The organism is Micromonospora sp. HB375 (assembly GCF_017872985.1).
Taxonomy (GTDB): domain Bacteria; phylum Actinomycetota; class Actinomycetes; order Mycobacteriales; family Micromonosporaceae; genus Micromonospora; species Micromonospora chalcea.
In genome coordinates, this window is sequence record NZ_JAGGJO010000001.1 from 6,281,977 (window position 1) to 6,301,509 (window position 19,533).

General features: G+C 74.1%; 17 protein-coding genes and 1 pseudogene. 4 read left to right on the forward strand and 14 right to left on the reverse strand.

Features of this window, described 5'->3' with window-relative positions:
- Positions 1 to 52: 52 nt before the first annotated feature.
- A pseudogene (locus tag J3R08_RS27925) lies at positions 53 to 1,300 on the forward strand (MFS transporter); the annotation flags it as partial.
- Between the two features lie 65 nt (positions 1,301 to 1,365).
- On the opposite strand, the gene J3R08_RS27930 reads toward J3R08_RS27925, so the two are convergent.
- The 9 genes from J3R08_RS27930 to J3R08_RS27970 form a co-directional block, all read right to left on the reverse strand.
- A complete protein-coding gene (locus J3R08_RS27930; RefSeq protein WP_069088041.1) occupies positions 1,366 to 2,625 on the reverse strand; it encodes an MFS transporter in 1,260 nt (419 codons plus the stop codon).
- Positions 2,626 to 2,763: 138 nt separating this feature from the next.
- Entirely contained in the window at positions 2,764 to 3,642 is an 879-nt protein-coding gene (gene htpX, locus J3R08_RS27935; protein WP_064446626.1) for a zinc metalloprotease HtpX, read from the reverse strand.
- Between the two features lie 149 nt (positions 3,643 to 3,791).
- A complete protein-coding gene (locus J3R08_RS27940; protein WP_209963312.1) occupies positions 3,792 to 5,258 on the reverse strand; it encodes an NADH-quinone oxidoreductase subunit N in 1,467 nt (488 codons plus the stop codon).
- Positions 5,255 to 6,760: a NuoM family protein gene (locus tag J3R08_RS27945; protein ID WP_209963315.1), complete on the reverse strand. Its 1,506-nt coding sequence runs from the start codon at positions 6,758 to 6,760 to the stop codon at positions 5,255 to 5,257. Before J3R08_RS27945 ends, J3R08_RS27940 begins: the two co-directional genes overlap by 4 nt.
- Positions 6,757 to 8,679 carry an NADH-quinone oxidoreductase subunit L gene (locus tag J3R08_RS27950; protein ID WP_209963320.1) on the reverse strand — a complete coding sequence of 641 codons (1,923 nt, stop codon included), beginning with the start codon at positions 8,677 to 8,679 and terminating at the stop codon, positions 6,757 to 6,759. Before J3R08_RS27950 ends, J3R08_RS27945 begins: the two co-directional genes overlap by 4 nt.
- Positions 8,676 to 9,029, reverse strand: coding sequence for an NADH-quinone oxidoreductase subunit NuoK (gene nuoK, locus J3R08_RS27955; RefSeq protein ID WP_166456991.1), 354 nt, complete (start codon positions 9,027 to 9,029; stop codon positions 8,676 to 8,678). Before nuoK ends, J3R08_RS27950 begins: the two co-directional genes overlap by 4 nt.
- Positions 9,026 to 9,550: an NADH-quinone oxidoreductase subunit J gene (locus J3R08_RS27960; protein ID WP_043328208.1), complete on the reverse strand. Its 525-nt coding sequence runs from the start codon at positions 9,548 to 9,550 to the stop codon at positions 9,026 to 9,028. The genes nuoK and J3R08_RS27960 overlap by 4 nt, the downstream gene beginning before the upstream one ends.
- On the reverse strand, positions 9,547 to 10,137 hold the full coding sequence (locus J3R08_RS27965; RefSeq protein WP_051611348.1) for an NADH-quinone oxidoreductase subunit I: 591 nt from the start codon (positions 10,135 to 10,137) through the stop codon (positions 9,547 to 9,549). The genes J3R08_RS27960 and J3R08_RS27965 overlap by 4 nt, the downstream gene beginning before the upstream one ends.
- A 73-nt stretch (positions 10,138 to 10,210) precedes the next feature.
- Positions 10,211 to 10,633, reverse strand: coding sequence for an ester cyclase (locus tag J3R08_RS27970; protein WP_209963323.1), 423 nt, complete (start codon positions 10,631 to 10,633; stop codon positions 10,211 to 10,213).
- 95 nt (positions 10,634 to 10,728) lie between these two features.
- Between J3R08_RS27970 and J3R08_RS27975 the strand changes: the two genes are divergently transcribed.
- A complete protein-coding gene (locus tag J3R08_RS27975) occupies positions 10,729 to 11,775 on the forward strand; it encodes a glutathione S-transferase family protein (protein WP_209963327.1) in 1,047 nt (348 codons plus the stop codon).
- Between the two features lie 169 nt (positions 11,776 to 11,944).
- On the opposite strand, the gene nuoH is transcribed toward J3R08_RS27975, so the two are convergent.
- Positions 11,945 to 12,907 (reverse strand): NADH-quinone oxidoreductase subunit NuoH, encoded by a 963-nt coding sequence (gene nuoH / locus J3R08_RS27980; protein ID WP_064446633.1) that lies wholly within the window; start codon positions 12,905 to 12,907, stop codon positions 11,945 to 11,947.
- Positions 12,907 to 13,788 (reverse strand): NADH-quinone oxidoreductase subunit C, encoded by an 882-nt coding sequence (locus J3R08_RS32900; RefSeq protein ID WP_209963329.1) that lies wholly within the window; start codon positions 13,786 to 13,788, stop codon positions 12,907 to 12,909. The genes nuoH and J3R08_RS32900 overlap by 1 nt, the downstream gene beginning before the upstream one ends.
- Positions 13,789 to 13,890: 102 nt before the next feature.
- On the opposite strand from J3R08_RS32900, the gene J3R08_RS27990 reads away from it, so the two are divergent.
- On the forward strand, positions 13,891 to 14,937 hold the full coding sequence (locus J3R08_RS27990; RefSeq protein ID WP_176722782.1) for a glucose 1-dehydrogenase: 1,047 nt from the start codon (positions 13,891 to 13,893) through the stop codon (positions 14,935 to 14,937).
- 31 nt (positions 14,938 to 14,968) lie between these two features.
- Here the strand turns inward: J3R08_RS27990 and J3R08_RS27995 are convergent, their stop codons facing one another.
- The gene (locus J3R08_RS27995) at positions 14,969 to 16,285 is read right to left on the reverse strand and encodes a DUF2252 domain-containing protein (RefSeq protein WP_043328199.1); all 1,317 of its coding nucleotides are present in this window, start codon (positions 16,283 to 16,285) and stop codon (positions 14,969 to 14,971) included.
- Between the two features lie 36 nt (positions 16,286 to 16,321).
- Complete coding sequence (locus J3R08_RS28000) at positions 16,322 to 16,882, reverse strand: NADH-quinone oxidoreductase subunit B (protein WP_043328197.1); 561 nt, start codon at positions 16,880 to 16,882, stop codon at positions 16,322 to 16,324.
- Positions 16,883 to 17,051: 169 nt separating this feature from the next.
- Between J3R08_RS28000 and J3R08_RS28005 the strand changes: the two genes are divergently transcribed.
- Positions 17,052 to 17,981 (forward strand): hypothetical protein, encoded by a 930-nt coding sequence (locus J3R08_RS28005; protein ID WP_209963332.1) that lies wholly within the window; start codon positions 17,052 to 17,054, stop codon positions 17,979 to 17,981.
- 73 nt (positions 17,982 to 18,054) lie between these two features.
- Here J3R08_RS28005 and J3R08_RS28010 read toward each other — a convergent pair whose 3' ends face one another.
- On the reverse strand, positions 18,055 to 19,533 hold the full coding sequence (locus tag J3R08_RS28010) for an aminotransferase class V-fold PLP-dependent enzyme (protein WP_209963335.1): 1,479 nt from the start codon (positions 19,531 to 19,533) through the stop codon (positions 18,055 to 18,057).

Consider the following 19,533-nt stretch of genomic DNA (forward strand, 5'->3'; position numbering starts at 1 on the left):
CCACAGGCAACTTCGTTGTTCCGGAGGGCGGGCGTGGGGTCGGGTGGTAGCCATGACCTCCGCGCTGCTCCTCCCCTACCGTCCGGTGCTCGGCCATCCCGTGCTGCGCCGGCTGCTGCCGGGCCTCGCCACGTCCGCGCTCGGTGACGGGCTGGCCCTGGTCGCGGTGACGTGGCTGGCGCTGCAACTCGCCCCGGAGGGGCAGCGCGGCACCTGGACCGCGTTGGCGGTGGCGGCGTACACGCTGCCGGGGGCGGCCGGTGCGGTGCTGCTCGGTCGCTGGCTGGGTGGGCGGAGCGGGGCTCAGCTCGCGGGCTGGGACGCCACGGTACGGGCGGCCGCGCTGGGCGCGATCCCGGCCGCACACCTCGTCGGGGTGCTGGACGCCGGTCTCTACGTCGTCCTGCTGGCGGTGTCCTCGCTGTTGCACCCGTGGGGGTCGGCCGGTCGGTTCACGCTCGTGGCCGAGCTGCTGCCGCAGCGGCACCACCTGGCCGCGAACGCGCTGCTCGGGACCCTCGGCCAGGCGGCGACGATCGTGGGGCCGCCGCTGGCCGGTCTGCTCATCGCCGGGGTGGGCCCGGTGTGGGTGATCGCGATCGACGCGGTCAGCTTCGCCGTGCTGGCCGTCAGCTACCGCCTCGTCATCCCGACCACCCGCCACGTGGGAACAGCCCGCCACACAGGCAGCGCGGGCACAGACCGCCACGCGAGCAACGCGGGCACGGGCAACCGCGCAGAACGACCGGCCTCCGGATTCCGGATCATCGCGCGGGACCGGTCGCTGCTCGGTCTGCTGTCGCTGTCCTTCGCGTTCTTCTTCCTCTTCGGCCCGTTCTACGTGGCCATGCCGGTGCACGTCACCGACGACCTGCACGCCTCCGCCGGGACGCTCGCGGCCTACTACACCGCGTTCGGCGTCGGCTCGCTGCTCGGCGGGCTGCTCACCGGGCACCTGCGCGGCTGGCCGCCGCGGACCACGCTCGCCGGCATCGTGGCGTTGTTCGGCACCGCGCTGCTGCCGCTCGGCCTGGGCGCACCGGTGGTGCTGTCACTGTCCGCGTTCGCGCTCGCCGGGCTGGTCTGGGCCCCCTACCAGCCGACCGTGACGGTGTTGTTCCAGCGCCGGGCCGGGGCCGCCGACCTGCCTCGCGTACTGGCGGCGAACGGGGCTCTCCTGGTGCTGTCGGTGCCGCTGGGCACCATGCTCGGCGGTCCGGCGACCGCGTTGCTCGGGGCGCGGCCCACCCTGCTGGCGTGCGCGGTGGCGATCCTCGTGCTGGGCCTGCTCGTGGCCGGGCGCCCCGGCCGGGGAGGCGCCGGGAGGGGACCGGGCCGCCGGCCGGCCCACCCGGACGCCACCGGTCAGGCGGCCAGTGACTGCTCGGCGCGTACCGCTGTGGCCTCGGCCCGGGAGATCGGGCCGGCGGGCAGCGCGGCGACCGCGGCCCCGACGGCGACCGCCACCCCGGCGAAGACGAACGCCCAGGACACGCCGCCGGCGTGGTCGATGATCAGGCCGGCGATCGAGCCGCCGGCGGCGCTCGCCGCGACCGACATGGTCACCACCCAGGTGTACGCCTCGTTCAGCATGCCGGCCGGGGCGATCCGCCCGACCAGTGTGTTCTCCAGAGTGAGCGCGGGGGCGATGGCCGCGCCGCCGAGCACCAGCGCGACGCCGAGCGCGGCCGGGCCGGGCATCACCGCGAAGACGGCGAAGCTGGCCGCGACGGTGCCGAGCAGCCAGGCGAACTGGCGGGTCATGTTGGCGGCGGGCTTGCGTACGCCGAACCAGAAACCACCGATGGCGCTGCCGATGCCCCAGACCGCGAGCAGCACGCCGGCCAGGCTTTCCGGGTCGTCGGCGCCGGAGTTCCCGGCGAAGGCCGGGACGATGACGCCGGAGGCGCCGAAGGCGATGCCGAGGCTGGCCACGCAGAGCAGCAGCGCGGGGAAGCCGCCGATCCGCAGCGGGCCGAGGCCCCGGGCGTGATGCTCGCGCGGGTGCGGGCGCCAGCCGCGCATGACCCGGCCGAACGCGACGGCGCCGGTGCCGACCAGGGTGACCACGGCGGCGCCGACGAGCGCGGCGGAGGCGTCGGCGAACAGCACGAACCCGGCCACCAGCAGCGGGCCGATCACGAAGACGACCTCGAAGAGGGTGGTCTCGGCGGCGAGCGCGGTGTTGCGCAGGTGCGCCCGGCCGGTGGCGGGGGCGGTGAGGTCGTTCCAGGCGCCCCGGATCGCTGCGGTGAGCGGCGGGTACGTGGCGCCGGCCAGGCCCGCCGCCAGGTAGATCAGCGGGAGGTTGCCGGTGCCGGAGCGGGTGGCGACGAGCAGCCCGATCAGGGCGAGCGGGTGGGCCAGCGCGGTGGCCACCAGGACGGGGGTGGGGCCGACCCGGTCGGCGATGCGTCCGGCGACCGGGCTGAGCGCGGCGCCGGAGAGCGCGTAGATGCCGCCGGCGACGGCGGCCAGGGAGTAGCGGCCGGTGACCTGCTCGACGACGAGCAGCAGCGCCAGCGGGGTCATGCCGATCCCGAGCCGCCCGATGATGCCGAGGATCAGCAGCATCGGCGCGCCGGGGATCCGCCAGACGCCCTGGTACTGGCGCAGTGCGGCCACGGTCGACCTCCGAGGGAGTAATGGGTGGGAGACGTTTCGACCCTAACGGCGCGGCCTGATCGGGGGAAACGCATTGTGCCCGGACACACCACCGCGCCCGCGTCCTGGGGACGCGGGCGCGGTGGGTAGTACGGCGGGTCAGCGCTGGAACTGCACCGGCCCGGAGTTGCGGGCCATCTGCTCCAGGCGGGCCACCCGCTGCTCCATCGGCGGGTGGGTGGCGAACATCGCGGCGATGCCGCCGCCCCGCTTGAACGGGTTGTCGATCATCAGGTGCGCGGTGCTGGCGAGCTGGCCCTGCGGCGCCAACGGACGCGCCTGCGTACCCATGTGGATCTTGCGAAGAGCGCTGGCCAGGGCCAGCGGGTCGCGGCTCAGCTCAGCGCCGGACTGGTCGGCCTGGAACTCCCGGCTCCGGCTGATCGCGAGCTGGATCACCGTGGCGGCGATCGGGCCGAGGATCAGCGTGAGCAGCAGCACGGCCGGGTTCGGGCCGTCCTCGTCGTCGGACGAGCCCAGCGGGATGAACCAGGCGAGGTTCGCCAGCATGGTGATGATGCCGGCCAGGCCGGCCGCCACGCTGGAGATCAGGATGTCCCGGTTGTAGACGTGCGACAGCTCGTGGCCGATCACGCCACGCAGCTCCCGGTAGTCCAGGATCTCCACGATCCCCTGGGTCACGCAGACCGCCGCGTTCTCCGGGTTACGGCCGGTGGCGAACGCGTTGGGCTGCGAGGTCGGGCTCACGTAGAGCCGGGGCATCGGCTTGCCGGCGAGCGTCGACAGCTCCCGCACCATCTGGTAGAGCTCGGGGAACTGTGCCTCGCTGACCGGTTGCGCCTTCATCGAGCGCAGTGCGAGCTTGTCGGAGAAGAAGTAGGTGACGCCGTTCATCAGCAACGAGACGACGACGGCGATGACGAGACCGCCGCTACCGCCGAACCAGTAGCCGATCGCGAGGATCAGCGAGGTCAACAGGCCGAGCAGCGCTGCGGTCTTGAGACGGTTGTGATGCACGATCTCTCCTTCGGTGCGCGGGCCCTTGCGGGAGGCCCGCTGACCGGTTCAACACACCGGTACCCGTCAACCATCCGGCTCATGGCTGAAAGTTGGCTGGATGTTGCTGTGCACACGCTGAAGCGGTCGCCCACCGGGGCACGAACCGGTCAGCGCGCCGCCACGTCCAGCACCAGCTGCGGTGCGAAACCGATCACCACCGCCGCCACGGTGGCCACGCCGAGCGCCAGCGCCACGGTCCGCGCCGGCCGGACCGCCGCCGCGCCCGTGGGCGTCGCGTAAAGCGAGGCGGTGACCCGCAGGTAGTAGGCCAGGCCGATCACCGCGTTCAACGCCACCACCAGCGCCAGCCAGCCCGCGTGCCCGGCCAGCAGCGCGCGTACCACTGTCACCTTGGCGAACAGCCCGGCCAGGCCCGGCGGCAACCCGGCCAGCCCGATCAGCGCCAGCGCGAACGCGCCGCCCACCCACGGGTGCCGCCGCGCCGCGCCGCGCAGGTCGGCCAGCATGCCGCCGTCGCCGCCCGCCGGGCGCAACGCCACCACCGCCGCGAACGCGGCAAGCTCCAACAGCACGAAGAAGATCGCGTACGCGACGGCTGCCGCGTACGCGGCCGTGCGCGCGTCGCCGGTGCGGCCCGCGGCCAGCGCCAGCGCGCCCAGCGGGGCGAGGATGTACCCCGCCTGGGCCACCGACGACCAGGCGAGCAACCGCACGGTACGCCGCTGACGCAGCGCCACCAGATTGCCGACGGTCATGGTCAGCACCGCCAGCGCCGCCAGCACCGGGCCGGTCATGTCTCCCGGCAGCGCGCGCTGCACCACCGCCAGCAGCGCCACCACGCCACCGAGCTTGGAGGCGGTCGACAGGTACGCGGCCACCGGCAGCGGCGCGCCGTCGTACGTGGCGGGGGCCCAGGCGTGGAACGGCACGGCGGCGACCTTGAACGCCAGCCCGGCCACCACGAGCGCCGCCGCGACGCCGGTCAGCGGCAGATCGGTCAGGTCGGCGCGGTCGGCCAGCGTGGCGCCGAGCCGGTCCAGGTGCAGCGTGCCGGCGACCGCGTAGAGCAGCGCCGCGCCGAGCAGCGTCACAGTGGTGGCGACCACGCTGACCACGAAGAACGTCACCGCCGCCTCGGCGCCGGCGAGGCTGCCCCGGCGCAGGCCGACCAGCACGTACAGCGGGAGCGTCAGCGTCTCCAGCGCCACGATCAGCGTGATCAGGTCACCGGCGGCGCCGAGCACCACGCCGCCGGTCATCGCGCAGGCGAGCAGGAAGCAGTACTCGCCGACCGGGGTACGCCCGGCGCGCAGCAGCGGGCCGGACAGCGCCAGCACGCCGAGCGTGAGCAGGGCGATCACGGCCCCGACCAGCGCCGCTCGCCCGCCCCACACCCAGGAGCAGTCGTCGCCGACGCAGAACGTGGGCCGGGTCCCGGCCGTGCCGACGAGCGCCGCGCCGGCAGCCGTACCGGCCGCGCCGAGCGCCGCCACCGCGACCGTGACGGCGGGCCGCGCCACCAGCAGGTCGACCAGCAGCACCAGCACTGCGGTGCCGGCGGCCAGGTACGCGGGCAGCATCGCCACGTTGTCGACGCTCTGCACCAGGCTCATGGGACGACCCCCAGCAGCGCCTCCACCGGACCGGAGGCGTAGGACAGGACCAGCGCCGGGGCCAGGCCGACCGCGAGCGCGAGCAGCACCAGCGGCGCCCAGGCGGTCAGTTCCGCACCGGCCAGCCCGGGTGCGAGCCCCGCCACCGCCGGGCTGGGCCGCCCGTGCGAAACCCGGCGCAGCAGCCGCAGGAAGTACGCGGCGGTGAGCGCCCCGCCCAGGGCGGCCAGCACGGCGAGGGTCAGCCAGAGCGGGCCGCCCCGCTGCACGGCGGCGACCACGGCGAACGCCTCGCCCCAGAACCCGGCCAGGCCGGGCAGCCCCAGCGAGGCGACAGCCGCGAAGCCGAGCAGCCCGGCCAGCCGGGGCGCGGTCTCCCGCAGCCCGGACAGGTCGGCCAGCGAGCCGGTGTGCGCGCGGTCCTTGACCGCGCCGGCCAGGAAGAACAGCAGGGCGGTGATGACGCCGTGGGCGATGTTGCCGATCAGCGCGGCCTGGAGCCCGGTGGCGGTGAGCGTGGCGATCCCGAGCAGCACGAAGCCCATGTGGCCGACGCTGGAGTACGCGATCAGCCGCTTCAGGTCGTCCTGCGCCAGGCAGACCAGGCCACCGATCAGAATGGCGGCGACGGCGAGCACGCCGAGCACCGGCGCGGCCCAGCGGGCACCCTCCGGAGCCACCCCCACGGCGACCCGGATCATGCCGTACGTGCCCATCTTGAGCAGCACCCCGGCGAGGATCACGCTGCCGACCGTCGGCGCCTGGGTGTGCGCGTCGGGCAGCCACGAGTGCAGCGGCCAGAGCGGGCTCTTCACCGCGAACGCGAGCGCCAGCAGCGTGAACGCGGCGAGCTGGGTGCCCCGGGACAGCCCGGCGCCGCCGGTGAGCGCGACCAGGTCGGCGGTGCCCGCGGCGGCCACCACCACGTAGACGCCGACCAGCAGCAGCACCGAGCCGAACAGCGTGTAGAGCGCGAACTTGCGGGCCGCGCGACGACGGTCCGCGCCGCCCCAGCCGGCGATCACCGCGTACATCGGCAGCAGGACGACCTCGAAGAACAGGAAGAACAACACCAGGTCGAGCGCGAGGAACGTGCCGAGGATGCCGACCTCGACCACCAGCAGCAACGCCACCAGCGCCCGTCCGCTGCCGCCGCCGGTCGGTACCCGCCACAGCGTGTACGCGCAGCACAGCAGCGTGAGCAGCGCGGTCAGCACCACCAGCGGCCAGGAGATGCCGTCCACGCCCAGGTGGAAGCGCAGGTCGAGCCCGGGCACCCACGCCACGTCGACCTGGTGCCAGGGCTGCACCGCCGGGCGGGGCCCGTACCCGAACCAGCCGTGGTCGCCGCCGACCAGCGGCAGCGTCGCCAGCAGCGTCAACGCGGCGGCGACGGTGCCGACCACCCGGCCGGCCCGGTCACCGGGCACGACCGCGGTGGCCAGCGCGCCGAGCGCCGGGACCGCCACCACGGCGACCAGCAGGACCTGCCCGAACGTCATGACGTGACTCCGATCAGGGCGACCGCGAGGCCGATCAGCAGCGCGCCCGCCAGCACCCCGGCCGCCGCCCGCGGCAGCGCCGCCCGGTGCAGCGCGGCCAGGCCACCGCCCACCTCGACCGCCGTCCGGCCACTGCCCTCGACCAGCCCGTCCACGCCCAGTTCGTCACCGGTACGCACGACCCGCGCGAGCGCGCCCACCGGGCGTACGACGACTGTGTGCTGGACGTCGTCGAGCCGGAACGCCCGGGCGAACACCGGCCGCAGCGGACCCAGGAAGCGGGCCGGATCGGCGGGGTCGCGGCGCCAGCCCGCCCAGGCGACGCCCGCGCCGACGAGCAGCAGCAGGAACGGCAGGACCAGGTTCGGCGCTAGGTGCACCAGCGCGACCGCCTCGCCGGTGTCTTCGCCCGGCACGCGCAGCCGGTCGGCGAACCACGGCGCGAACGCGGCTAGGCCGAGCAACGCGGCCGGGACCGTGAGCAGCAGCACCGGCCAGCGCAGCAGCGCGGGCGGGTCGTGCGGGCGCAGCAGCGGCGTGCGGGTCGCGCCGAGGAACGTGCGCAGCAGCAGCCGGGTCGCGTACCAGGCGGTCACCGCGACGCCGACCAGCCCGGCCAGCCAGACCAGCCAGCCGACCCAGGCCGCGCTCGGCCCGGCGCCGTCGAGCGCGGCCGCCTCGGCGGCGGCGAGCACGCCGTCCTTGCTCCAGAAACCCGAGAGCGGGGGTACGCCGGCGAGCGCGCCGAGGCCGACCACAGTGCACCAGAACGTCACCGGCATGGCGGTACGCAGGCCGCCCATCCGGGACATCAGCGTGGTGCCGACGGCGTGGATCACCGCACCGGCGGCGAGGAACAGCAGCGCCTTGAACGCGGCGTGGGTGAGCAGGTGGAACAGCGCGGCAGCCGGTGCGCCGACCGCCAGCGCGCCGGTCATGTAGCCGATCTGCGACACGGTCGACCAGGCGAGCACGCGCTTGATGTCGTCCTGCGCGGTGGCGGCGAACGCGCCGAGCAGCATCGTGATCGCGGCCATCACGCCCAGCACGGCGAGCGCGGCCGGGGCGCGTTCGAACAGCGGGAACAGGCGGGCCACCGCGTACACGCCGGCGGCGACCATGGTGGCGGCGTGGATCAGCGCGGACACCGGCGTCGGGCCGGCCATCGCGTCGGGCAGCCAGGTGTGCAGCGGGAACTGGGCGCTCTTGCCCGCCACCCCGGCGAGCAGCAGCAGGCAGGCGGCGGTGAGCGTACCGGTGCCGTAGTCGTGCGCCAGCACGTCGGCGATCCGGAAGCTGCCCGCGCCCACGCCGAGCAGCGCGATGCCGAGCAGGAAGCCGACGTCACCCACGCGGGTGACAAGGAACGCCTTCACCGCCGCGCCGGGCGCTTCGGGTAGCCGCCGGTCGTGGGCGATGAGCAGGTACGAGCAGACGCCCATCACCTCCCAGCCGACCAGCAGCATGATCAGGTCGCCGGACACCACCACGGTGAGCATGGCGGCGGTGAAGAGGCTCAACTGCGCCGCGTACGGCGGGTAGCGGTGGTCGACGTCCACGTCGTCGTGTGGACCCCGGCGCAGGTAGCCGATCGAGTAGACCTGCACGGCCAGCGCGACAGCGGCGACGGCGGTGGCGACGAGCACTGCCACGCCGTCCAGCCGCAGGCCGAGCGTGACCCGCAGTCCGCCCAGGTCGACCCAGGTGGTGGACGCCTCGACCGGCGCGTCCACGCGGATCAGCAGCGCCAGCGCGGCCAGCAGCGACACGGCCGCCCCGGCCACGCCCAGCGCGACCGCCAGCCGCCGGGCCGACGCGCGGTCGTGGCTCGGGGCGGGCGGCAGCAGCAGGCCGAGCAGCCCGGCGACGAGCGGGGCGCCCGGCAGCACCGCCGCGAGCCACAGCGTCGGCGTGCTCACCGGACCGCTCCTTCCGGGCGCTCGGCCGGGGTCACCGCGGGCGCCGGCTCGGCCAGCGGGACGTCGTCGACCGTGACGCTGGCGCGCAGCCGGTAGAGCTGGAGCACGATGGCCAGCCCGACACCGATCTCGGCGGCGGCGAGCACGATCACGAACAGCGCGAACACCTGGCCGGAGTGCGGCAGCACGGCCTTCACAGTGGTGTCGGCGGTGACCAGCACCAGGTTCACCGCGTTGAGCATCAACTCCACCGCCATCAGCACCAGGACGGCGTTGCGGCGGCGCAGCACGCCGTACACGCCGAGGCCGAACAGCAGCGCGGCGGTGACGTACGGGATGACCGGCCTCACGGGCGCCCGCCCTCGTCGGCGGGCCGGCGGCCGATGTCGGGGCGGGAGAGCACGATCGCGCCGACCAGCGCGGCCAGCAGCAGCACCGACAGCACCTCGAACGGCAGCACCCAGGAGCGGAAGATCTGCTCGCCGAGGCGCTCGGCGGTGCCGGCGGCGGGCAGGTCCACCCGGGACCAGCGGAAGGCGTCGATCAGCAGCACCGCCAGGCCGAGGCCGCTGCCGCCGCCGACCAGCGCGGCGGCCCAGCCGGGCCGGTCCAGGTCGTCCGACGGGCCGATCGGCGCGCGGGTCAGCATCACCGCGAACAACAGCAGCACCACGACCGCGCCCACGTAGATGAGCACCTGCACCCAGGCCACCAGCTCGGCGGTCAGCACCAGGTAGTCACCGGCGAGCGCGCCCAGGCACACCACCAGCCACAACCCGGCCCGGACCAGGTGCCGGGTCGCGACCACCAGCGCGCCCGCGCCCACCGCCACCGCGCCCAGCGCGAGCAGCAGCACGTCCGCACCGGTCATGAGGCAGTGCCTCCGCCCGGATCGGTGGCGGCGTCGGGGCGTACCCGGGAAGGAGCCGGACGGGCCGACGGACCCGCCGCCTTCCGGGCGGCGGTGGTCTCCTCCTTGGAGGGGTCGCCGAGCGGGTCGTGCGCCGGCGGCGGCGGGACGGTGGCCATCCACTCGCCCAGGTGGTCCTTGTCGTGCAGCAGGTCCTTGATGTCGTACTCGGCGTACTCGAACTCGGGCGACCAGTAGAGCGCGTCGAACGGGCAGACCTCGACGCAGATGCCGCAGTACATGCAGAGCGAGAAGTCGATGTCGAACTTGTCGAGCACGTTGCGCTGGCGGGGGCGGGCGGCGCCGGGCACCGCCACCTCCTCCTTGTGCGAGTCGATGTAGATGCACCAGTCCGGGCACTCGCGCGCGCAGAGCATGCAGACCGTGCAGTTCTCCTCCAGCAGCGCGATCACGCCACGGGAGCGCGGCGGCAGCTCGGGCGCCACATCCGGGTACTGCTGGGTGGTCGAGCGGCGGGTCATCGTCTTCAACGTGACCGCCAGGCCCTTCACCAGACCGCCGCCGGGCACTCCACCGTGCTCGCTCATGCCGCCCATCCTGCCCTGTGACCCGGGCGCGCGCGACCACCACCCGGCGCTTTGGCCCGGGCGTGCGGCCGGATCACGCCTCGCCGGGTGTGAGTGGGGGCAGCATCTCCACGCCGAGCTGCTGGAGCACCTGGAACAGCTCGTTGACGCTCCACACGTCCACGATCCGCCCGTCGTCGTCGAAGCGCAGGAACGTCGCGCCCGAATAGCTGACCACCCGGCCGGTCGGCGGCACCGGACCGAACTGGCCCGCCTGGGTGCCGGCGGCCCGCCACCGCACCGCGACCCGCGTACCGGCCGCCACCACGTCGACGATCTTGTAGCGCAGGTCGGGGAACGACGCCCGCCGGTCCCGGTGCCACGCCAGCATCGCCGCCGGGCCGGCGCCGCCCAGGCCCGGGCACCCCGCCGCCACCAGCTCGTACGCGCTCTCCTCGCGCCCGGCGTTCCACACGTCGGCGACGAAACGCCGGGCCGCCGTCTCCACATCGGTCACGGCGGGCAGCCTATGCCTCTTTGTGACGCGCTCGACCTGCCGGGAGCCGCCCGAGCGACCATGATGGGAGCGAAAAGCGAACTCGGAGGTAGAGCGTGGGCGGCAGCGACGACGAGGTCCTGGAACGAACCGGCGGCAAGTACGTGGAGCCGGGTGGCGAGTTCACCCGCGACCAGCGCTACATCGCCACCCGGATCACCGCCGACGGGCGGGACGGCTGGCCGGTGGAGCCGGGGCGCTACCGGCTGGCGGTCAGCCGGGCCTGCCCCTGGGCCAACCGGCTGATCATCGTCCGGCGCCTGCTCGGGCTGGAGGACGCCATCTCGATGGCAGTGGCCGGGCCCACCCACGACAAGCGCAGCTGGACGTTCGACCTGGACCCGGACGGCAAGGACCCGGTACTCGGCATCGAGCGGCTCGCCGACGCCTACTTCGCCCGCTTCCCCGGCTACGAGCGCGGCATCACCGTCCCGGCGCTCGTCGACGTGCCCACCGGTCAGGTGGTGACGAACGACTACGCCCAGATGAGCCTGGACCTCACGACCGAGTGGACGGCGTACCACCGGCCGGGCGCGCCGGACCTCTACCCGGAGCCGCTGCGCGCCGAGATCGACGAGGTGAACGCGGTCGTCTTCGCGGACGTCAACAACGGCGTCTACCGGTGCGGCTTCGCCGGCAGCCAGGAGGCGTACGACAAGGCGTACCACCGGCTCTTCGACCGGCTCGACTGGCTGAGCGAACGGCTGGCCGGGCAGCGGTACCTGGTCGGCGACACGATCACCGAGGCGGACGTACGGCTGTTCACCACGCTCGTCCGCTTCGACCCGGTCTACCACGGGCACTTCAAGTGCAACCGGCAGAAGCTCAGCGAGATGCCGGTGCTGTGGGCGTACGCCCGGGACCTGTTCACCACGCCCGGGTTCGGCGACACCATCGACTTCGACCACATCAAGCGGCACTACTACGAGGTCCACCGGGACATCAACCCGACCGGGATCGTGCCGCTCGGCCCCGACCTGAGCAACTGGCTCACCCCGCACGGCCGGGAGGAACTGGGCGGTCGCCCCTTCGGCGACGGCACCCCACCCCCTCCCCCACCCCCGTCCGAGCAGGTGGACCCCGCCCACACGCCGTTGCGCTGACCCGCTCTCTTCCGCCCCGCCCCGCCCGCCCGCCCCCGCCTCGTCGATCTTGCACATTGAGCCCGGAACCTGCGAGCTTTGCCCCTTTCGCCGGGGCAGAAAGTGCAAGATCGCCGGGGAGGTGGGGGTGGGGAGGGAGGGAGGGTGGGTGGGAGGGTGGGAGGGTGGGTTACAGGGCCAGGCGGACTGCGGCGGTGAGGACGAGCTGGGCCAGGGCCAGGGGGACCAGGACCAGCCAGCAGAGGCGCTGGAGCTGGTCCTCGCGCAGCCTCGGGTAGCTCACCCGCAACCAGATGATCACGAAGGCGACGGCGAACACCTTCAGCAGCGTCCACAGCCAGCCGAGCTGCGCGTCGGCGAACGGGCCCTGCCAGCCGCCGAGGAACAGCACAGTCGTCAGCGCCGCGATCACCACGATGCCGACGTACTCGGCGAGCAGGAAGAACGCGAACCGCAGACCGGTGTACTCGGTCATGTAGCCGAAGACCAGCTCGGAGTCGGCCACCGGCATGTCGAACGGCGGGCGGCGGATCTCGGCCAGTCCCGCCACGAAGAAGATCACCATGGCCGGCGCCTGCCAGAGCAGCCACCACGGCTGCCACGCCTCCACGATGCCGGAGAGGCTGAGCGTGCCGGCCGCCATCGCCACCGAAGCGGCGGCCAGCACGAGCGGCAGCTCGTACCCGAGCAGCTGGGCCGCGCCGCGCAGCCCACCGAGCAGGCTGTACTTGTTGGCCGACGCCCACGCGGACATGAGCACCGCCAGCACCCCGACGCCCACCACGGCGAGCACGAAGAACAGGCCGATGTCCAGCGGCTGGGCGACCAGGTCACCCGGCCCGAGCGGGATCACGAGCAGCACGAGCAGGTACGGCACCAGCGCCACCGCGGGCGCCAGCCGGAACACCTGCCGGTCCGCGTCGCGCGGGGTGACGTCCTCCTTCTGCACGAACTTGATGCCGTCGGCCACCAGTTGCGCCCAGCCGTGGAAGCCGCCCGCGTACATCGGGCCCAGCCGGCCCTGCATGTGCGCCATCACCTTGTGCTCGGCCTGGCCCACGATCAGCGGCAGCGTGAGGAACGCGACGAGCACGCCCGCCACGCGCAGGACCAGCTCCAACCAGTCCGGCATCAGCTCTCCCCCGCCGCGTCGGGGTCCGGCTGCTGCCGGGGCGGACCGGTCGGCGGTTCCCCGGGCAGCGGCCGCCCGAGCGGACCCGCCTCATCGGCCGCCGGAGCAGCGCCGGACCCCGGCCCGGCCTCCCCGGAAGCAGGCTGCTCCGGAGCATCCCCGGCAGTCGGCCGCGCCGGACGCTCAGCGGCAGCCGGCCGAGCCGGACGCTCACCAGGAGCGGGCCGCGCCGGACGCTCCCGGGCCGGGCGGGCCGGCGTACCCCCGCGGGGGCCCTCACCGGCGCCCGCCGCACCCGCCGGCGTGGGCGTCGTGCCCCACTCACCCGGCGCGGGCACGCCCGGCGGCCGGACCGGCCGGCGGCCGCCGCCCGCCTCCGACTCGCCCGGCTCCTTCGCGCCGGGCCACGGCTTGGCGACCCGGGAGGCGAGGACGAACTCCTTGCGCAGCGGGTGCCCCTCGAACTCCGGCGGCAGCAGCAGCGGCCGCAGCTCGCCGTGGCCGGCGAAGTCGATGCCGAACATCTCGTGGGTCTCCCGCTCGTGCCAGGCCGCGCCGGGGAACAGGTCGACCACCGAGGCGACGACGGGCGCGTCGCGGGGCACCCGGGTGCGCAGCAGCAGCCCGTGCCGGTGCGCGACCGACCAGAGGTGCAGCACCACGTCGAAGCCGTCGGCCAGCTCGTCCACCGCCGACAGCCAGTCGAGGAAGTCGAGACCCAGCTCGGCGTCGTCGCGCGCCGCACGCACCGCGTCCGCCCAGCTCGCCGGGGGTACGTCAACGGTGGCGCGGGCGTACCCCTGACCGCCGGAGACCGACGCGGTGGCCTCCACGGGCGCGAGCAGCTCGACCACCCGCCGGCCGACCTCTTCCGGAGTCATGCGCTGATCCTATGGCCGACGGCTGCGGACCGGGTCGGGCCGCCCGTGCCGGATCGTCGCTTTGCCGGGCGGACGGCGGGAGCGCGCGGGAGGATGAGGGACGTGCGCGCTGTGACTGTGACCCCCGGTGTCCCGGACTCGCTGCGGCTGGTCGAGGACTGGCCCGAGCCGGCGCCCGAGGAGGGTGCGATCCTGGTGGAGGCGCTGGCGGTGGGCGTCTGCGGCACCGACCACGAGATCGTCGCCGGCGAGTACGGCGAGGCGCCGCCGGGCCAGGAGCGGCTGGTGCTCGGGCACGAGTCGCTGGGCCGGGTGCTGGAGGATCCGACCGGCACGTTGCAGCCCGGCGACCTGGTGGCGGGCGTGGTCCGCCACCCCGATCCGGTGCCCTGCGCGAACTGCGCGGTGGACGAGTGGGACATGTGCCGCAACGGGCTGTACACCGAGCACGGCATCAAGGGGCTGCCCGGTTTCGCCCGGGAACGCTGGCGGCTGCAGCCCAAGTTCGCGGTCGGCCTGGACCCGGCCCTCGCGTCGGTGGGCATGCTGCTGGAGCCGGCCAGCGTGGTGGCGAAGGCGTGGGACCACATCGAGCGGATCGGGCGCCGGGCCGAGTGGACGCCGAAGAGCGTGCTGATCACCGGGGCCGGGCCGATCGGCCTGCTGGCGGCGCTGCTCGGCAGCCAGCGTGAACTGTCGGTGCACGTGCTGGACCGCAACACCACCGGTCCGAAGCCGGACCTGGTCCGGGCGCTGGGCGCCACGTACCACACGTCGTCGGTGACCGAGCTGGACGTGAAACCCGACGTGGTGATCGAGTGCACCGGCGCGCCGACGGTGGTGCTGGACGCCATGTGCAAGGCCGCGCCCACCGGGATCGTCTGCCTGACCGGTGTGTCCAGCGGCGGGCGGACCATCAACTTCGACGCCGGGGCGCTCAACCGGGAGCTGGTGCTGGAGAACAACGTGGTGTTCGGCTCGGTGAACGCCGGCCGGCGTCACTGGGACCTGGCCGCCGAGGCGCTCGCCCAGGCGGACCAGTCCTGGCTGACGTCGCTGATCACCCGCCGCGTACCGGTCTCGAACTACCGGGAGGCGTACGCCCGCACCGGCGAGGACATCAAGGCGGTGCTGGACTTCACGCAGTGAGGCGGGGCGCCGCGGTCGGCGCCCCGCGCCCTCAGATGCCGGGCAGCCGGCCGTTGCGGAACAGGTCCACGAAGAGCTGGTGGTCCTCGCGGGCCCGGATCCCGTACCGGTGCGCGAAGTCGACCAGGTAGTCGACGAACCCGTCCGGGTCGGAGTCGACGGCAGCGACGATCGCCTCCTCGGTGGAGTAGTCGACCAGGTCGTGGCTGGACTCGTCGTCGGCCACCGAGTGCATCCGGGCCACCGCGCGGCCCAGGTCGGCGAGCACCCCGGCCAGTTCCTCCGGCTCGTTCACGTCGGCCCAGTCGAGGTCCGCCGCGTACGGGGAGACCTCCGCGACGAGCTGGCCGACGCCGTCCAGCTCGGTGAAGCCCAGCCACGGGTCGGCGTGCGCCTGCAACGCGCGCTGCGACTCGGCGGTGCGGTGCCCCTGGTGCCGGAAGTACGACCGGACCCGCTCGTCGTCGACGTACCGCGCCACGGCCGGCACCTGCGCCTGCTTCATGTAGATGACGACGTCGTTCTCCAGCGCCTGGGTGTGCCCCTCCAGCAGCAGGTTGTACGACGGCAGCCCGGCCGACCCGATGCCGACGCCCTTGCGCAGCACCACGTCCTTGATGCCGGTGGCCACCGGGCGCAGCCGGGCGGCCGAGTCCGGCAGCGTGTGCAGGTAGTCGGCGAACGCGGCGCAGACCTTCTCCCGGGTCGCGTCGTCGATCTCGTGCACGCCGTCGCCGAGGGAGAACCGGCGCTCGTAGTTGTCGACGGTGGTCTGCGCGGCGAGCAGGTCCACCCGGGTGTTCAGCCGCGCCTGCTGGAGCACCCGGCGCAGCACGCCGTCGGCGTTGTCCAGCGTGATCGAGCCGATCGCGTCGTCCCCGCCGGCCGCGATGGCCCGCAGCTCGGCCAGGTACGACCGGGCGAAGCCGGTGACCAGTTCGCCGATCACCCGGTCGGAGAGGGCCTTCGCGTAGCCGATCAGCGCCACGCTCGCCGCGAGGCGCTTCAGGTCCCAGGTGAACGGCCCGACGTACGCCTCGTCGAAGTCGTTGACGTTGAACACGAGCTGCCCGGAGGCGTTCATGTAGGTGCCGAAGTTCTCGGCGTGCAGGTCGCCGTGGATCCACACCCGGCTGGTCCGGCCGTCGAGGAACCGGTCGCTGCCGAAGTCGCCGCGCTGGTCGGCGTAGAACAGCGCCGCGCTGCCCCGGTAGAACGCGAACGGTGACGCGGCCATCTTGCGGAACTTACGGCGGAACGCCGCCGGGTCGATCGCCATGGACGCGCCGAACTCCTCGGTCAGCACGTCGATGATGAATGCGGAGCGCTTCTCCGCGAAGTCGGTCATGAGCCGCAGGCTAGACCGGCGGCGCCACCCGACGGCTCAGCCGAGCGGCGGACGGACCGGCGGCGCGGTCAGCGCCTCGACCGGCCGCGCCACAGCGTCCGCCGGAGAGGCGAGCGCGTCGGGGCGGGCCACGCCGCCGACGCCGGACTGCTCGGCGGCGATCTTCTCCTGGAGGCGCAGGATGCCGTGCAGCAGCGCCTCCGGGCGCGGCGGGCAGCCGGGCACGTACACGTCGACCGGGATGAGCTGGTCGACGCCCTTGGTGACCGAGTAGGAGTCCCAGTACGGGCCGCCGCAGTTGGAGCAGGCGCCGAACGAGATCACGTACTTCGGTTCGGGCATCTGGTCGTAGAGCCGCTTGACCGCCGGGGCCATCTTGTCGGTGACGGTGCCGCTGACCACCATCAGGTCGGCCTGCCGGGGGCCGTGGGCGAACGGGATCACGCCGAGCCGCATGAAGTCGTGCCGGCCCATGCTGGTCGCGATGAACTCGATGGCGCAGCAGGCCAGGCCGAAGTTGAACACCCAGAGCGAGTAGCGGCGGCCCCAGTTCAGCACGAACCGGATCGGCTCGCCGAGCACGCCCGGCAGCTGCATCTCCGACCTCCCGCTGTCCGTGAACCCCGAGCAGACAGTCAACCACAGCGGTCCGGTGTCGTACCCACGACAGGGAACCCGGGCAACTGTCCCCGGGGCCGGCGGGTGTCTTCACTGTCGGGCGGACGGAACCACCGCCGCCCACCACGGGGATCACGGAGGACCTGTCATGACCACACGTACGGCACGAGTCGCCACCGCGCTGCTGGCCGGGGCGGCAGCGCTGTTCGCGCTGGCCACGCCCGCCGCCGCCACGAGCGGCACCGCGGCGGCACGGCTGACCGTCGACACCGGGCCGCTGGTGCTGACGCCCACCGACCGGGGGTACGTCGGCACGCTGACCGCGACGATCAGCAACCGGGGCCGGGCCGACGGCGTCGCCGACCTGCGCATCACCGAGCCGGCCGGCGCCTCGTTCATCGGCCTCGACGACGGCACGCCGTGGTTCACCGAGGACCTGGTGGACAACCGCCGGGTCATCGGCAGCTTCGGCGGCCGGGTCGCGGCGGGCGACAGCCGGGCCCTGCGGCTCAACTTCCAGGTCTGGACGACAGCACGCGCCTACCCGATGGTCGCGCCGGGCGGCTCGATCGCGGTGGTGCCGGGCGGCGGCACCCGGGTCGCGGACCGCGACTTCTTCCCGACCGTGTTCCGGTCCACCTCGGGCAGCGTCCGCGCGCCGCGCGTCTACCGGCAGGCCACCGAGACGGACCTGACCGTAAACGGTCGTGACGTGACGCTGACCCGCCAGGCCGACGGAAGCCTGCTGGGCCGGATGCCGGTGACGGTGCGCTACGGCAACGACGCGCCGTCGTTCCGGCTCGCCGCGCGGGCGGCCCTGCCCGCCGGGGTCGAGGTCTGGAGCACCGATCCGCAGGACCTGCCCAGCTTCCCGGACTCGTTCGACGTCCCGGGCGGCCGGTTCATGCCCGGCGAGGAGCGCACGTTCGACGTCGTCCTGCGGGCACCGGCCGGAACGCCGGCCGGCGTGCTGGGCAACGGCACGTTCACCGTCGAGGCCCGCTACGTGAACGAGCCGGTCGGGGACGTCGACCCGGCGGACGACACCACCACGTTCAGCGTCGGCGCGGCCGGCTGAGACACCGCACGACGCGGCCCGCCCGGTCTCCGGGCGGGCCGCGTCCACGTGACCAGGCCGGGCCCCGTCCGCGTCACCAGGCCGGGCGCTGGAGCAACCCGACGAACTCGGCGAGCAGCCGCTCCCGCAGCCGGGCCGGCGCGGCGTCGAGCAGCGTGTTGACCACCGCCATCCGCTCCGGCGCACCGGCGTCGGCGGCCAGGCCGAGCCCGCCCGCCAGCCCGGCCACCAGATCGGGGGTGAGCGCCTCCGGGGTGAGGCTGCCGGCCAGCGCCAGCAGCTCCGGCGGCAGCACCACCGGCCCGGCGGCGCGGGCCGCCGCGACCGCCTCGGCCAGCGCCGGGCCGAACTCGGCCACCCGGGGCGCCACCGCCGCGGTCACCGTCAGGTGCACGCTGGCCGGCAGATCGGCGTACGTGAGCTGGGGCTGGGTGTGCCAGCCGCGCGCGGTCAGCTCGTCGACCAGCACGAACAGGTCGAGCCCCGGATCGTCGCTGGTGAAGCAGACGACAGTGGTCTCCGGTTCGGCCATCAGCCGCAGCCCGTCGGTGGCCCGGATCGCGTCGGCGAGCCCGGCGACCGCGTCCCGGGTCGCGGCGGCAAGCCGCAGGTACCCGTCCTCGCCGAGGTGCCGCAGCGTGGCGTACGCGGCGGCGATCGGCCCGCCGGAGCGGGTGGAGGCGATCACCGGGTTGACCATCGTGTACCCCGGCCAGTCCGCGTACGCGAAGAACTGCGGGGCGCGCAGCGCCGGATCGCGGTGCAGCAGCACCGAGACGCCCTTCGGCGCGTACGCGTACTTGTGCAGGTCCACCGAGATCGAGGTGACCCCCGGCACGGCGAAGTCGAACGGCGGCACCGGCGCGCCGAGCCGCCGCAGCCAGGGCAGCGCCCAGCCGCCGAAGCAGGCGTCCACGTGGCAGCGCACCCCGGCCGCCTCCGCGACGGCGGCGATCTCCGCGACCGGGTCGACCACCCCGTGCGCGTACGACGGCGCGGACGCCACCACCAGCACGGTCTCCGGGCGGATCGCGGCGGCCACCGCTGCCACGTCCGGGCGCAGCGTCACCGGGTCGACGGGCACCGTGTCCAGCGCGACCCGCAGGTAGTGCGCCGCCTTGGCGAACGCCGCGTGCGCGCTCGCAGGCGCCACGATCCGCGGCTCGGTCAGGTCGGGGCGGGCGTCCCGGGCCGCCTTGACGGCGAGCAGCAGCGACTCGGTGCCGCCACTGGTGACGCTGCCCACCACGTCCGGCGCGCCGGTGCCGGGGCCGCCGCCGAGCAGCCGGGCGGCGGCGCCGACGAGCGCGTTCTCCATCGCCAGCAGCGACGGGAACGCGGTCGGGTCGAGGCCGTTGACGTGGGCGCTCTGCGCGTACGCGGCGTGCGCCAGCTCGTCCAGACCGGCCACGCCGGGGTCGTAGACGTACGCGAACAGCCGCCCGCCGTGCGTGGGCCGGTCGGCGTCCCGCAGCGCGCGGATCTCGCCGAGTACGTCCGCCGCGGGCATCCCCTGGGCGGGCAGCGCACCGGCGCCTGCCGTGTCGGTCAT